This window comes from Mesorhizobium sp. B263B2A, from assembly GCF_020165775.1.
GTDB classification, from domain to species: Bacteria; Pseudomonadota; Alphaproteobacteria; order Rhizobiales; family Rhizobiaceae; genus Mesorhizobium; species Mesorhizobium opportunistum.
Genome location: NZ_JAIUIU010000007.1, coordinates 103,101 through 117,615, shown reverse-complemented (window position 1 = coordinate 117,615; position 14,515 = coordinate 103,101). Strand labels below are relative to the sequence as shown.

Below are 14,515 nucleotides of genomic sequence, written 5' to 3'. Positions count from 1 at the left end.
AGGTGACGCGGAAGATGAACCTTACAGTGTAAGTTGTCAAGCGACGCCATGGACTCATCGATCAAAAAAAAGCGAGCGCGCGGGCGGCTGTCCCGCGAGATGATCGAGGACGCGGCCTTCGAAGTGATCGAGCGGGAGGGGCTTTCCGGCTTTTCGATGCGCAAGCTCGCGGCCGCCCTCGGCTGCGAGGCGATGAGCATCTATCATCACTTCCCTTCGCAAGCGCATCTCTATGAGGCGCTTGTCGATCGACAGGTCAGCACGATGGCAATTCCCGACGGCAGCATGCCGTGGCGCGAGAGCATTCGTCTCGTGATGCAGGAGTTTCGTCGCATCGCGACGGAGCATCCGGCCTTCGCGCCGTTCCTTGTCGTCTATCGGATGAATTCGCCGCCGTGCCTTGCCATGTTGAACGGCGTCATCGGCCTGTTCGAGGCAGGCGGTTTCGGCCCGGAACTCAGCGCCCGGCTGTTCCGCACCGCGAGCTACTACCTGTCGGGCGCGATCCTCGACGAAACTGCCGGCTATGCCAAGGGACCGTCGGCCGTCACCACCGTGAGCGAGGAGCGACTGGCGAAGGATTTTCCCAGCGTCATGAGAGCTGGAGCTTATTTCGGCACCGCTGGTTTCGACAAGACATTCGAGATCGGCCTTGACATGCTGCTGGACGAGATGGAACGCCTGCGCGAGGGTGTCAGCGCAAGCCGATCGTCCGGCAAGGGTGATTGCAAGATGACTGTCTGAATGCGCTTTCTGTTTGTCCTGATCCTGCTGGCCGGCGCCGGCGTCAGCGTCATCTATCCCTGGGCGATGACCAATTTCTCCGGCCGCGAGATCGGCACCTGGCGGGTCTATGAGCAGGGCCGCTTCAGGCCGCAGACCGTGCCGCTGAAGAGCAGCGATGCACCGGTGCGGGTGCTTGTCGACCTCACCGCGAGGGCCGAAAGCATCGTTTCGCAGCAGCGTACTGTGCTGACGCTGACCGCGGCCACCAACGGCCGCACCGTGCTCGCCTCGACGCTGCAGTTCAACCACGTGGACAACCCGCGCCAGGCCAGTCCGCAACTGCCCGACAAGATCTTTCGCGACGAGGCCGGACTGATCCCGGCGGTCAGCACCGGTTCCTACCTCTTCACCGTCGGCCCGGGCGATGCCGAGGACATACCGATGCGGGCGGTCGACCTGATCTTGCGCTCCGGTGTCGGTGAAACCGACAGCCGTGCGCGGCCGGTCGGCTTCTCCCTGATGGCGGTCGGCTTGATCGGCCTCCTGCTGTCCTTGCGTTCCGGCGGCGGCCGGCCGGACAATCCGAACTCGCAACCGCCACCGCCGCGCTGGGGCAGGGGGGCCACGTGAACTACCGTCACGCCTATCACGCCGGAAATTTTGCCGACGTCGTCAAGCATGTCGTGCTGACGCGCCTGCTCGAATACCTCAAGCAGAAGGACAAGGCGTTTCGCGTCGTCGACACCCATGCCGGCATTGGCCGTTACGATCTGTCGTCAGTCGAAGCGCAGAAGACCGGCGAGTGGAAGGGCGGCATCGGCCGGCTGATCGACGTCTCGTTCGACGCCAGGGCGGCGGCGTTGCTGGAGCCCTACCTGGAGACGGTGCGGTCGCTCAATCCCGAAGGCGGTGTAAAGAAATATCCAGGCTCGCCGCTGCTCGCACGCAATCTCCTGCGTAAGCAGGACCGGCTGTCGGCGATCGAACTCCACCCCAAGGACGCCGCAAGGCTGAAGGCGGAATTCGCCGGCGATTTCCAGGTGAGGGTGATGGAACTCGATGGTTGGCTGGCGCTCGGGGCGCATGTGCCGCCGAAGGAAAAGCGCGGCCTGGTGCTCATCGATCCGCCATTCGAGGAAGAGGGCGAGTTCGCCCGCCTCGTCGACGGGCTCATAAGGGCGCACAAGCGCTGGCCTGGCGGCATCTACGCGCTGTGGTACCCGATCAAGGACCGCAAGGCGATCATCGCCTTCAGGAAAGCGCTGAAGCAATCCGGCATCCCGAAAATCCTCGACATAGAATTCGAGATCAGGCCGGCCTCATCGGAACCTAGTCTCGACGGCAGCGGCATGGTGGTGGTCAATCCGCCCTTCACGCTGGAAGCCGAATTGCGAACCGTGCTGCCGGCACTCCACAAATTGCTCGCCGTGGCAAAGCCGGCGCACTGGACGCTGGAGTGGCTGGCCGCGGAATAGGTCGAGGTTTCGAACCGGGAAACCATTGTTTCGGCAACCGCTTGACCGACGCCAAGCGAATCCGCACAGTGCGCGCAATCGACCTTGAGAGGCTGTCATGACTCGCTTCGCCAAATCCGCATTTGCTGCCCTGATTTCGCTCTGCACTTCGCTCGCCGCACCCCTCGGTGTCACCCAGGCTGTGCAGGCGGCCGACCTTGTCGGCGTCTATCCCGACGACGATGGCGGCGTCTGCGGCGAGCCTTGGGTGCTGAACAAGATCACCCACCGCTTCTCCTACCAGGTGCATCACGTGCCGCACCTGCCGGATGTGCAGATCACCGATTTCCGGCGCATCCACCAGCACCGCTATCTGCCCGCCAACGACACCTGGCCGATCGGCCGCCGCTATTGCGGCGCCACCGTCAGTCTCTCTGACGGCCGTGACCGGACCATCTGGTACCTGATCGAGGAAGGGCAGGGCTTCGCTTCGATAGGCGACAATGTCGAATTCTGCGTTTCGGGCTTCGACCGCTGGATGGTCTACAACGGCCGCTGCCGCGTCCTGCGCTGAACGCAGCCTTCCTTTCGCGATCCCTTTTCGCGCTCGCAGCCTGATCGGCCGCGGGCGCTTTCGCGTGCCGTGTTGACAGCCAATGCGATCCATCGCATAAGGATGAGACAGACCTGTCTCACCACTTGGTAGGCACCATGACATCATCGCCAGCTTCCGACAAACGTCAGCATGTCGTCGAAACGGCCTACGCGCTGTTCAAGCGCGCCGGCTTCCATGCCACCGGTATCGACCGAATCATCGCCGAGGCCGACGTGGCCAAGATGACGATGTATCGCCATTTCCCCAGCAAGGACGAACTGATCGTCGAGGTGCTCGACTATCGCGCCAGGCGGTTTGATCGCCAGCTCGACCGGCTTGCCCTGGAGGGCATCACGCCGGAGCAGAAAATCGCCAGGATCTTCGACTGGCATGGGCGATGGTTCCGCAGCCCGGATTTCCACGGCTGCCTGTTCGCGCATGCGCTGGCCGAGTTTGGCGATCCCGGGCACCCGGTGTTCAAGGCGGTCGCCAGGCAGAAGAACGGCTTGAGGCAACGCATGCAGGCGATCCTGTCGGATGCGATGCCGCCTGGCCGCGCCGAGAGCGTGGCGGCGACACTTTTGATGCTGATCGAAGGTGCGACGCTGATGGCGCAGATGGGGCAGGCGGATACCGTCATCCGCGACGCCCGCAAGGCCGCCCTGGGCATCATCGCCGCCTCGCGCAGGCCGCAATGAGCCCGCTGGTCGTCGGGCTCGCGCTCTTCGCCGCGATCCTGCACGCAACCTGGAACGCTTTCCTGCGAACCGGAACCGACAGGTTGTGGACCGTCACCGTCATGAGCTTCTCCAGCACGGCGCTCGCCATCCCCTACGCGCTCCTCAGCGGCTTTCCGGCCACATCAGCCTGGCCATATGTCGGGCTCTCGGCCGGCCTTCAGGTCGGCTACAGCGCGTTTCTGGTGGCCGCCTACAGATATGGCGAACTCGGGCAGGTCTATCCCATCGTTCGCGGCAGCGTGCCGCTGCTCGTCACGCTCGGCGGATTTCTGCTGGCCAACCAGCAGCTCACCATGCCGCAGACCATAGGCGTTGCCCTGGTCGGTGGCGGCATCATGGGTCTTTCGCTCGGGCGAGGCAGGGCGGCCACGACATCGATCCTCTATGCGCTGGCAACGGGAGCGATCATCGCCGCCTATGCAACGGTCGATGCCATCGGCGTTCGCACGGCGGGAAATGCCGGCGCCTACACCGCCTGGGTCTTGCTGATCTACGGTGCGTTGCTGCCGGCGACATTTGTCGCCTGCCGTGGCCGGCTCACCGTCGACCCGCGCGCGCCGGAAACCTGGAAGGCGCTGGGCGGCGGCTTGTTCGCGCTTCTGGCCTATGGCGTGGTGGTCGCCGCCTTCGCGCTCGGGCCGGCCGGGCCCATCACCGCGATCCGCGAAACCAGCGTCGTCTTCGCCGCCTTCATCGGACGCTTCTTTCTCGGCGAGACGCTGACGCCACGACGGATCGGCGCTTGCGCCATCGTCGCGATCGGCGCCATCTGCCTCGGCTACCAGCCATGACGACAATGGACGTGCCGGTCGAACCGGGCGGCGGCCGCGCCTGCGGCTCGTTTGCCGGCCGCGACCGATCGCCTATGACCTACGACGAGCGCCGCCGCGTTCTGCGCTGAGGGCGATCCGCCGCCGGTTCCGCTTCGTCGAGGATGGCCCGAAGCCAGGCGGCATGACTGCGAAAGGCGCGCCGCCCGACCGTTGTTGCCCAGACCCGCGTTTGTGGCCGCCGCTCGACGAACAGCTTTTCGACATCGACGTAGCCGGCCCTTGCAAGAGTCTCGATGTGCGCGCCGAGATTGCCGTGCGTGGCTTCGACCATGTCCTTTAATCGGGTGAATTCAAGCGCTTCGCGCCTGTCCAGCGTGTGCAGGATGGCCATGATCCTGAGCCGCGTGCTTTGATGGATGACCTCGTCGGCGCTCATGAATTGGCTCCGGCGTGACAAGGCCGCGGGTCATCGACGGCGATGCCGTCGCCATGGAGCGTCATCTCCGCGTTTCCCCACAGCGACAGCGTCGTTTCCTCTTCTGCGATCCGCATCGAAACAGCCTTCTGTTTTTCATAGAATACTCTGTCATGCAGAGTAGTCTGTCAATTGACCAAAAGGTGAGGCGATGGAATCAAGCTTGACAAGGTGATGGACAGATCGGTCGTCGCATTGCTCTCACGGTCCGCGTAGATCGTGCAACCACCAAAGATGATTGTATCGACGAAGCAGCGGCTCTTGATCTTCGCGGCTGACGATCGATGCGCGAGGCGGGTTGTTGATCTTCGAAGCTTCACGCCACGACCGGTCTCTGTGCGTGCGAAGAATGCCGATGTCAAATTGCTGGCGATGTCTGAAGATCAGCGGCGAATTTTTGCCATGACGAGTGAGATCGTGTGTCGATCTCAACCAAACTTTAAGCTGACGAAATCATACCATTGCTTCGCTGGCTAGCGAGCCGCGAGTCAGATATGCATTGCGCGCCGGGGTCATTCACGGCCATCGGCATAACGTGAAGGGGCATGACATGGCTAAGCAGTCATCTAAAGCGCCGGCATCCAAGGCACCGGCAAAGAAAGCACCCGCAAAAGCAGTCGCGGCGAAGGCCGCAACGGCAGTGAAGAAAGCAGCGCCTGCGAAGGCGGCGGCAAAGCCCGCGGCGAAGGCGCCGGCGAAGAAGCCCGTGGCCAAGGCTGCGGCGAAACCGGCAGTGAAGAAGGCAGCGCCGGCCAAGGCAGCGGCAAAGCCGGCAGCCAAGGCAGCACCGGCGAAGAAGCCTGTGGCCAAGGCGGCGGCAAAACCCGCGGCCAAGGCAGCGGCAAAACCCGCGGCCAAGAAGGCGGCACCGGCGAAGAAGCCTGTGGCCAAGGCCGCGGCAAAGCCCGCTATGAAAGCTGCGGCAGCCTCGACCAAGCCCGCGGTGAAGAAAGCCGCGCCGAAGGCCAAGGCAGCGCCTGCGAAGGCGAAGGCTCCGGCCAAGAAGTAGACCGGGCCGTTGGGGCGTCGCGCGTCCTTCGGGACTCGGCAAGGACGCTCTGACGCTCTGGATTGAACTATCTCGGCAACGGCTTCAGCCCGGTTGGCTGAACGTCGGGGAAGGGCAGAGGGCAAGCAAAGCGAGGCGCCGGTTGGCTGCCTCGCTCGCCTGCCTGATTGTCTCCTTGCCGCGCTTGGCGGAGGGTCCCGATGCAATGCCCGGGACCTATGAGACGCGAACGCAGATATGAGTCCCATCAGCCTGCCGTCGGCGTCCACCTGCGTTTCCCAGCCTACCAATCCGTAGCTTGTCGAGATGCTTGGGGCAGGAACCGCAACCGATTCCTGGCTGCTATTTTTTCGCGCTCTGGCGGTTGATCGCAAGAACCTGTCAGCCGACAGTGGACGTCTGCAAACAGGAAATCGATCATGCCGAAACTGCTCTACGCATCCACCTCTCCTTACAGCTCCAAGGTAAGGATGGCCGCAGCCTATGCCGGGATCGCAATCGAGCAGGTTCCGGTCAAGACCGAGGACCGGCCGGCCGGCCTGATCGGCGCCAATCCGCTTGGCAAGATTCCGGTGCTGGTGCTCGACGATGGCCGTTCTATCCACGACAGCCGCGCCATCACCCAGCATCTCAACCGGATTTCGAAGAACGCGCTGTTCCCGCGCAATCCCGACAAGCGGTTGGAGGCCGAGGTGCTGGAGGCATTGGCCGACGGCATTTGCGACTGCGCGCTGTCGATGGTCTATGAGCGCCGCACCCGGCCCGAGGAGATGGTCTATCAGCCCTGGCTCGATCGCCAGTGGGCGAAGATCACGGCTGCTCTCGATCAGCTCAATGCCAACCCGCCCAAACTGCCGAAGAAGATCACCGCCGGGCAGATGGCGTTGCGGGCCTGCCTTGGCTATCTCTCCTTGCGCTTTGCCGGGAAATGGGAAAAGGGCCGTGGCCGGCTCACCCGCTGGGCGGCGCGCTTCGACGAAAAATTCCCGGAACTGAAGCCCGCGGTTCCGGGCTGACGCGATGACGAGCCAATCTCCCCCCTTGCGGGACCACAAGGGGGAGATTGGCAGCTTCACAGGCACGCCGACCTTGCAACCGGTTTGTTGCCTTCTCGCACAAAGTTCTCGAAACCGGCAAGCTCCTGGGCTACAACGATTTCCAGGACTATCCGTGTGAAAACCCTGCGATGACCGACACCAACGACAGCAGCCCGAATGGCGTGCGCGGCACCCTGTTCACAGCGCCGGGTGAAGCCGGCGCGGAACGCGTGGCACGGCCGCGCAAGGCGCTGCTGTCGTCCTCGATGGTCGGCTCGACCAATCGCGGCCGTGTGCTGCAGGCGCTGTTCGATCTCGGTCCCACCAGCCGTGCCGAACTGGCGCGCCTGGCCGGCGTCAACCGCACGACCATTTCCGGCATCGTGCAGCCGCTGATCGACGACCAGGTGCTGGTTGAAAGCGATCCGATGCCCGCCAATCCAGGTGGCGGCAAGCCTGCGCGGCCTTTGTGGTTCTCGCCGAAGGCTCGCCCCATCTGCGGCGTGCTTTTGATGCCGGATGCCGTGCATGCCTGCGTGGCCACGCTCGACGGCAAGATCGAATCGGAGCGCAAGATGACGCTGCCCGACGGCAGAGGGCAGGTCGCACCGATTGTCGAGACGATCGCTGAATGCGTCGGCGACACGCTGGCCAAGGCGCGGCGTACGCCCTTTGGCATCGGTGTCGCCGTTGGCGGCATGGTCGACACCGATCGCGGCTCGATCATCACCGTCAATCTCGCGCCTTCGCTCGACCGCTATCCGTTGGCTGACGATCTCGGTCATCGCTTTGGCCTGCCGGTCAAGCTCGACCATCACCCGCGCGCCTTGCTGGTCGGCGACCGCTGGTTTGGCGCCGGTCGCGGCGTGAGACAGTTCGCGGTCGTCTACACCGGCGAGGTGCTGGGCGGCGCGCTCTATTTCGACGGCCATCTCCACCGCGGTACGTCAGGGGCAGGGGGCGAGCTCGGCCACACTTTCGTGCAGCTCGACGGCGAACTCTGTCGCTGCGGCCGGCGCGGCTGCTGGGACACCATCGCCACGCTGAGCTGGCTCCGGCGGGAGGCAGGGCTTGCGGCTCTGCCCGAGCCCGAGCTGATCGATTCGGCCCGTCTTGTCGACATGGCGACGCGCCGGTTGCCGGGCGCGCCCGAATTGCTCGATCGCTACGCCCGCAACGTTGCCGTAGGCATCGCCAATCTGCAGCAGACAGTGGCGCCCAACACCTTCATCCTGCATGGCGATGTCGTGCTCGGCGGCGAGCGCCTGCTCACGGCGATCGCCGACCATGTTCGCTCCATGGTTCCCTCACGGCCGGGCGGCGCGATCGAGTTCATCGCCGGCGACGCCGGCGACGGCGCAGCGCTCCTGGGCGCGGCGGGGCTCGTCATCTCCGAGCTGCTGCAGCTGCCGATTTAGAGGTGCGCCGTCGTTCCCTTTACCCTCGAAGGGGAGAAGGGACGGGGGCGCCTATCTCTTCAGCCCCCGAATAACTCTGGAACCAGGGCCGCATGCGCTCGAAGCGCGCGGCCATATTGAGCACGCTCTCGTCGGCGTGGCGTCGTCCGATGATCTGCATGCCGACGGGCAGGCCCTGTGCCGTCAGTCCGGCCGGAACCGAGATCGCCGGATGGCCGGTGTAGTTGATCGGGTAGGTCATGCACCAGCCGATCAGCGGATCGACCGCCTCGCCATTGATGGAGGTCGGTCCGATCGTGTTGCCATCGGTGCCGTTCTTCACGGGTGGAATGGCCAATGTCGGCGAGACGATCAAGTCGTGGCTCGCAAACACGTCCTCGAGCCCGTCATGGACGCCGGTGCGCAGGAGATCGTCGAGCGCGTGCTCGACGGCGGACACTTTGTGCGCGTCCTTCAGCATGGCGAGGAATTGCGGGGTAAGCACGCCGGCATGCTCGCCCATTAGGTCGATGCCTTCCTGTTTCCAATAGACGGCGATCGCCGCATAGTGGATCGAGATCGTGCGCACCCAAAGTGCGGCCAACTCTTTATGGTCGGCCTTGAAATCGAGCTCGACCTCATCCACCGCGATGCCATGCTGCCGCATCGTTTCGACTGCATCGGCGATCACGCTCGCGACCTGGCCGTCGACCGGAAAATTGCCGAGGCGCGGACTGTAGGCGACGCGCAGTTTCCGCGGTGGCCGGCTGGCGGCGCCGACATAGTCGACGCCATCGTTCGGCAGGCTGAGCGGGTCGCGGCTATGCGGCCCGGCCATGATGCTGGTCATCAGCGCCGCATCGGCAACGGTGCGGGCCAGCGGGCCGATATGGACCAGCGGATGCCCCCACAGGAACCCGTCCGGACGCGTCACCGAAGGGATGCGGCCGAAGGAAGGCTTGAAGCCGACGCAACCGCTGAACGAGGCGGGGATGCGCACCGAACCGCCGCCGTCGGTGCCTTGCGCCAGCGCCGCCATGCCGTCGGCCACCGCCGCGGCGCTGCCGCCCGACGAGCCGCCGGAATTGTAGCCGATCGCAAAGGGCGTGCTGGTCGGCCCGAAGCGCGGATTGTCGGTGATGCCCTTGTGGCCGAACTCCGGCGTGTTGGTCTTGCCGAGCACGATGGCGCCGGCGTCGAGCAGGCGCTCGATAGCCACGGCGCTGGTCTGCGGCACGCGGTTGTGTACGGCGCGTGATGCCATCGACGTCGGCACGCCGGCGACGTCGTCCAGGTCCTTGATGCCGACCGGCACGCCATGCAGCGGGCCGAGCGCATGACCGGCCATGACCTCCTTCTCGGCAATGCGCGCTGCATCCATCGCCTCGTCGCCCAGCACCAGAGTGTAGGCGTTGATGACCGGGTTTCGCGCTTCGATGCGGCGCAGGTAAGCCTCGGTGACTTCGACCGGCGACAGGTCGCGCCGCCGGATGCGCTCGGCCAGTTCGGTGGCTGGCAGGAAGCAGAGTTCGTTGTCCGCAGAAGTCATTGAAAGCCATTCCCGTCTATTTGATGAAAACCGGATTTGCCGAGCCGCCCGTGCCCTTGCTCACCTTGGCCGGACTGGCGCAGTAGAAACCTTCGTAGCGCTGGTCCGCCGCGCAATCGGCCGCGAGCGCGTCGAGCGCGGCCATCTCGGTGAACACCACCCCGAGATTGCGCATCAGTGCCGCATGCAGCACCAACATCAGTCCGGTCTCGGGCTCGTAGGTGGTTTCGTTGGCCAGCGTGTCAGTGACCAGGCAGGGAACCTGCATGGCCTCGAACCAGCGCACGAGATCCATGCTGAAGGTGAGGCCGGGCTCCCAATAGCTTTCGCCCACGGTCTGAAGCCCCGCCGCCAGCGCGCCGACCCAGCCGGTGCGAATAAGGAGAATGCTGCGCGGCAGGATCTCGACCCCTTGCGCCCGCGCGCAGTCCATCAAATCGTGGTGGGTGAAGGTCTCGGCGCGACCGAGCGCCGGCTTGCCGCGAAAGCGGGCAATGTCGAGCAAGACGCCGCAGCCGACGATGCCACGCTCGGCAATCGGCATGATGCCGGCCTTGGTCATACCGCCATTGGTGCTCGATGCGGGAAAGCCATTCCAAAGCGTGTCGTCGAACCACATATGTCCGAGCGCGTCGCAATGCGTGCCCGCCTGCGCGAAGCCGGTGACGTAGTCGTCGGCGAATTCGAGCCCGCCGGGCAGGGGATGCCAATGGCCGTTCTCGAATCCGGCCTTGTCGGCGACCACGAAGCGCCTGGCCGGCCAGCGCCCGGGAAACACCGCGTCGCCCTCATGGGTTGCGATCGGCACCCCGAGCGTGAAGGTGCGGCCTTGCCGCACCGTTGCCAGCCCGCGCTTGACCTCTTCGGCGGTGAGATAGTTGAGCGCGCCGATTTCATCATCGGCGCCCCAGCGGCCCCACCGCTTGGGCGCGTCGGCGAGCAGCCGGCGCAGCGTCATTGTGTCGGTCGCATTCATGCGCCGGCCTCCATGGCCGCGGCCGGCATCGCCTCTTTGGCGCCGGTTATGTAGGCGACGACCTCTTCCATGTTGGTGGCGGAACTCGAAAGGTCGGCAGCCTTGCGGCCCCTGCGCATCACCACCACGCGGTTGCAGACCTGCCAGAGGTGATCGAGATTGTGGGTGACCATGACGATGGTCAGCCCCTTGGCGGTCAGCCGCTTGATCAGGTCGAGCACCTCGCGCGATTCGCGCACGCCGAGCGCTGCCGTCGGTTCGTCGAGCAGCAGCAGCTTGTGGCCCCAGAAGGCGCCGCGCGCGATCGCCACCAGCTGGCGCTGGCCGCCGGACATACGCTCGACCGTCTTTGAGCGCACGCCGGGAATATCGATGTGCAATTCATCGAGGCCCTTGATCGCGGTGTCGCCCATCGATCGCTGGCGGATCCAGCGCAGCAGCGCCGGGCCGCGGCCTATCGCGAGTTCGCGGCCGAGGAAGAAATTCTCGGCCGCGGTGAAGGTGCCGATCAGCGACAGGTCCTGGTAGACCGTCTCGATGCCAAGGCGTTGCGCCTCGGCCGGCGGCGACAGCTTTTGCGGCCGTCCGTCGAGGATCACGTCGCCGGATGTCGGGTCGTGCGCGCCGGCCAGGATCTTGATCAGCGTCGATTTGCCGGCGCCGTTGTCACCGACCAGGCCGATGATGTCGCCCTTGGCGATATCGAGTGAAACGTGGTCGAGCGCCTGGATGCCGCCAAAACTCCGGCAGATGCGGCGCAGGCTGAGCAGCGTTTCGCACGCCATGGCTAGCCCCTCCCGAAGCGGCGGCCGATACCGCCGAGCGCCACGGCAACGACGAGCAGCGTGCCGGTGAACAGGAACTGGGTGAAGATCGGCGCGCCGATCATGGCCAGGCCATTGTTGCCGACGGCGACCGTCAGCACGCCGATCAGGGTGCCCAGGATATGGAACTGGCCTTCCCGCAGGGCCGCAGAGCCGAGGAAGGCGGCGGAGAACGAGGTCAGCATGAAACTGTCGCCCGCCGTCACCTGGCCGGAGCCGAGATTGGAGGCCATCAGCACGCCGCCTATTGCCGCGCATGTGCTGGCGATGGCGAAGGCGACGATGCGGCTGCGGTCGACGGCGACGCCGGCACGGCGCGCCGATTCGGGACTGACGCCGATGGCCTTGATGTGCTGGCCCTGCACCGTGCGGTTGAGGATCACCCACAGAACCGCCAGCACCACGACCATGATGATGACGAGATGCGGCACCCCGGCAACGCGGCCGATGGCGATGCCGGTGAATTCGCGCGACTGGGTGAGCTGCAGCGGAATGCCGCCGGAATAAGCGTAGTTCAGCCCGACGACGATGGTGCCGGTGCCGAGCGTGGCGATGAACGCATTCACGCCGATTTTGGAAACGACGATGCCGTTGACGATGCCGATGATCGTGCCGAGGCCGATGACGAGCAGGATGGCGAGCGGAATTGCCAGTCCGCTGCTCAGCAGCCCGACGGCGAGCAGTCCGCAAAAGCTCGCGACATAGCCGATGCTGAGGTCGAAATCGCCGGCGACGAGTGGCACGGTGAGCCCGGCCGCGACGATGGTGCCGATCGCCATGTCGTTGATGATGTTGCGAAAATTGCCGAGGGTCGCGAAGGTGCCCGGCTGCAGGATCGAGAAGGTCATGAGCATCGCGGCCAGCACGATGATGGTGCCATACGTGCCGAGCAGGCGCATCAGAAGCGCTTGCCGGTCGCGCGCGGCGGGCGGGAGATATCCGGCCTGCGTGACCGGCAAGGCGCCCTCCGCCGGAGCGGGGGGTTCGGGCAGTGGATGGTCAGTGGACATGACGGCTCTGTTCATGATGGAAATCGGATCCGGCCGGGTCTGCCCGGCCGGACCTCCAATCTGCAGGACTTACTGCGGATTGTCCTTCATGAACTGGTCGACATTGTCCTTGGTGACGAGCGTATAGCCCGGCACGAAGGATTTCGGCTGCCACTTGTCGCCGGCCGAAAGGATATCTGGGATCTGGTCGACCAGCATCTTGCCGGCGGAGGTCAGATCGACGCCGAGCGTTGCGGTCATCGTCCCGTCCTTCACCGCCTGGACCGCGGGTGCGGTGGCGTTGAACGAATAGACCTTCACATCGCTGCGCCCATTCTGCTTCAGCGCCGCGATCGCACCCATGGCGTTGTCGTCATAGCAATTGAAGATCGCGTACGGGCCCTTGGCATTGGCATTGGCGGCAAGCCAGGCGCTGGTCGCGGCCTGCGAGGATTCGGCGGCGCCCGGAATGCTGATTTCGTGCGACGTCGCTTTCAGCCCCGGATTGGCCTTGACGGTCGCATCGAAGGCGTCGGCCCGTTCGCGGCACGGAATACCGGGGTGGTAGGTGAGGTCGAGCACGGTGCCGGTATTGCCGAGATCCTTGAGCATCAGGTCGAGCAGCGGCGGTGCCGCGCCCGTGCTGGCCGAAAGCGCGATGCCGTCGGCCATGCCTCCACCAGCGGAAAGCACTGGGATATTCGCATCGGCCGCCGCCTGCAGCCCTGCGGCGAGGCCGGTCGAATCGAACACGGTGACGATGATGGCACTCACCTTCTTGACCGCCAGTTGCTTGATCGAGGTGATCGCCTGCGACGGGTCGCCATTGGCATTGACCGCCTCGACCGTCCAGCCCTTGGATTGGGCTTCCTTGGTCATGGTGTCGACCATCTGGTTGGTGTCGACGTCGGAGGTCGAGAAGGTGACGATGCCGATCGTCAGCTTGTCATCCGCGGCATGTGCCGCCGGCGCGAAAGACGCCGCGACGAGCGCCGCGGTCGAGAGTTTTTGAAAGCGGTTCACGTTGCAAATCCCCTTTTTTACCGAGTGTTCCGGCTCACAATCCGACCGTGCATCAACCCTGATCGTCAGGGCCTGGTGCTAGGCGCCACAGGTGTTCCTGTTTGTTCGTGCGAGCCACGTACTAACTATAGGCACAAGCTGATAAAGGGTGCAACGGCTATTTTGGACCTTTCCCTTTCCTGCAAAGGGGAAGCGCGGCGCAGCGTAGGCAATAAAAAAGCCGGGCGAGGCCCGGCTTTTTCGTGTCGTGGCTTGAACGACTTAGAACTTCATACCGAGGCCGAAGGTCACCCGGTTGTCGGTGGCCTTCACCTTGCCGATGCCATCGAAGCTCTTGCTGCCGAAGTCGGTGTAGCGGTACTCGACACGGCCGAAGACATTGTCGGTCAGCTTGATGTCGGTGCCGAGACCAGCGGTCCAGCCGAGCATGGTGGCAGTGTCGCTGGCGGGAATGACGCTGTCCTCAACCTTCAGGCTTCTGCCGGCGAGACCGCCGGTGCCGTAGAGCAGGATTTCCGGGGTCACGGCGTAGCCGAGACGGGCACGCAGCGAGCCTTCGAAGCCGCCCTTGGAGTGGACGCCATTGTCGTCACCCTTGACGCCGTTGTAGCCGAGTTCGGCTTCACCGCCGTACACGAAGTTCTCCTGCTGCCACTGATAGCCGCCGAAGACGCTGCCGACGAAACCCTTGGTGTCGGTTTCAAAGCCGAGATCCTTTTCCTTGGTACGGCCGCTGAAGCCATAGCCGAGGTTGATACCGGCATAAGGGCCGGCCCAGGATGCGACGGGCAGTTCGGCAACCGGGGCGGGTGCCGGCGGCTCTTCCTGGACGACGTCTGCGGCATAGGCAGTTCCGCCGAGGGCGAAGAGCCCGAGCGCAACGGCCAGCGGCCGTGCGAATTTGAGATTGGCTTGCATTGTTCTTTACTCCTTAAGCCACAGGACACA

General features: G+C 64.5%; 16 protein-coding genes. 9 read left to right on the top strand and 7 right to left on the bottom strand.

Going from position 1 to position 14,515, the window contains the following annotated elements; genetic code table 11:
• Positions 1-48 precede the first annotated feature (48 nt).
• The 6 genes from LB568_RS14285 (at position 49) to LB568_RS14260 (ending at position 4,306) form a co-directional block, all read left to right on the top strand.
• On the top strand, positions 49-744 hold the full coding sequence (locus LB568_RS14285; RefSeq protein WP_224730471.1) for a TetR/AcrR family transcriptional regulator: 696 nt from the start codon (positions 49-51) through the stop codon (positions 742-744).
• A complete protein-coding gene (locus tag LB568_RS14280; RefSeq protein ID WP_224730470.1) occupies positions 745-1,356 on the top strand; it encodes a hypothetical protein in 612 nt (203 codons plus the stop codon).
• Positions 1,353-2,201 carry a 23S rRNA (adenine(2030)-N(6))-methyltransferase RlmJ gene (locus LB568_RS14275; RefSeq protein ID WP_224730469.1) on the top strand — a complete coding sequence of 283 codons (849 nt, stop codon included), beginning with the start codon at positions 1,353-1,355 and terminating at the stop codon, positions 2,199-2,201. Before LB568_RS14280 ends, LB568_RS14275 begins: the two co-directional genes overlap by 4 nt.
• Before the next feature lie 97 nt (positions 2,202-2,298).
• Positions 2,299-2,754 carry a hypothetical protein gene (locus tag LB568_RS14270; protein WP_013896274.1) on the top strand — a complete coding sequence of 152 codons (456 nt, stop codon included), beginning with the start codon at positions 2,299-2,301 and terminating at the stop codon, positions 2,752-2,754.
• A gap of 137 nt (positions 2,755-2,891) precedes the next feature.
• Positions 2,892-3,473 carry a TetR/AcrR family transcriptional regulator gene (locus LB568_RS14265; protein ID WP_013896273.1) on the top strand — a complete coding sequence of 194 codons (582 nt, stop codon included), beginning with the start codon at positions 2,892-2,894 and terminating at the stop codon, positions 3,471-3,473.
• Positions 3,470-4,306, top strand: a complete 837-nt coding sequence (locus LB568_RS14260; protein ID WP_224730468.1) for a DMT family transporter — start codon at positions 3,470-3,472, stop codon at positions 4,304-4,306. The genes LB568_RS14265 and LB568_RS14260 overlap by 4 nt, the downstream gene beginning before the upstream one ends.
• A 79-nt stretch (positions 4,307-4,385) precedes the next feature.
• Here LB568_RS14260 and LB568_RS14255 read toward each other — a convergent pair whose 3' ends face one another.
• Positions 4,386-4,724: a transcriptional regulator gene (locus LB568_RS14255; RefSeq protein WP_224730467.1), complete on the bottom strand. Its 339-nt coding sequence runs from the start codon at positions 4,722-4,724 to the stop codon at positions 4,386-4,388.
• 589 nt (positions 4,725-5,313) lie between these two features.
• Between LB568_RS14255 and LB568_RS14250 the strand changes: the two genes are divergently transcribed.
• The 3 genes from LB568_RS14250 to LB568_RS14240 all read left to right on the top strand — a co-directional run bounded on the left by LB568_RS14250 (position 5,314) and on the right by LB568_RS14240 (position 8,227).
• Entirely contained in the window at positions 5,314-5,772 is a 459-nt protein-coding gene (locus LB568_RS14250; RefSeq protein ID WP_013896268.1) for a hypothetical protein, read from the top strand.
• 419 nt (positions 5,773-6,191) lie between these two features.
• Positions 6,192-6,788: a glutathione S-transferase gene (locus LB568_RS14245; protein WP_224730466.1), complete on the top strand. Its 597-nt coding sequence runs from the start codon at positions 6,192-6,194 to the stop codon at positions 6,786-6,788.
• Positions 6,789-6,958: 170 nt separating this feature from the next.
• Positions 6,959-8,227 carry an ROK family protein gene (locus tag LB568_RS14240; RefSeq protein WP_224730465.1) on the top strand — a complete coding sequence of 423 codons (1,269 nt, stop codon included), beginning with the start codon at positions 6,959-6,961 and terminating at the stop codon, positions 8,225-8,227.
• Positions 8,228-8,246: 19 nt separating this feature from the next.
• On the opposite strand, the gene LB568_RS14235 is transcribed toward LB568_RS14240, so the two are convergent.
• The 6 genes from LB568_RS14235 to LB568_RS14210 all read right to left on the bottom strand — a co-directional run bounded on the left by LB568_RS14235 (position 8,247) and on the right by LB568_RS14210 (position 14,485).
• Positions 8,247-9,755 carry an amidase gene (locus LB568_RS14235; protein ID WP_224730464.1) on the bottom strand — a complete coding sequence of 503 codons (1,509 nt, stop codon included), beginning with the start codon at positions 9,753-9,755 and terminating at the stop codon, positions 8,247-8,249.
• 16 nt (positions 9,756-9,771) lie between these two features.
• Entirely contained in the window at positions 9,772-10,731 is a 960-nt protein-coding gene (locus LB568_RS14230; protein ID WP_224730463.1) for a cyclase family protein, read from the bottom strand.
• A complete protein-coding gene (locus LB568_RS14225; RefSeq protein WP_224730462.1) occupies positions 10,728-11,516 on the bottom strand; it encodes an ATP-binding cassette domain-containing protein in 789 nt (262 codons plus the stop codon). The genes LB568_RS14230 and LB568_RS14225 overlap by 4 nt, the downstream gene beginning before the upstream one ends.
• Before the next feature lie 2 nt (positions 11,517-11,518).
• Entirely contained in the window at positions 11,519-12,580 is a 1,062-nt protein-coding gene (locus LB568_RS14220) for an ABC transporter permease (RefSeq protein ID WP_224730461.1), read from the bottom strand.
• A gap of 54 nt (positions 12,581-12,634) precedes the next feature.
• Entirely contained in the window at positions 12,635-13,567 is a 933-nt protein-coding gene (locus tag LB568_RS14215; RefSeq protein WP_224730460.1) for a sugar ABC transporter substrate-binding protein, read from the bottom strand.
• A 261-nt stretch (positions 13,568-13,828) separates the two neighbouring features.
• Positions 13,829-14,485, bottom strand: a complete 657-nt coding sequence (locus tag LB568_RS14210) for an outer membrane protein (RefSeq protein ID WP_140571793.1) — start codon at positions 14,483-14,485, stop codon at positions 13,829-13,831.
• Positions 14,486-14,515 lie beyond the last annotated feature (30 nt).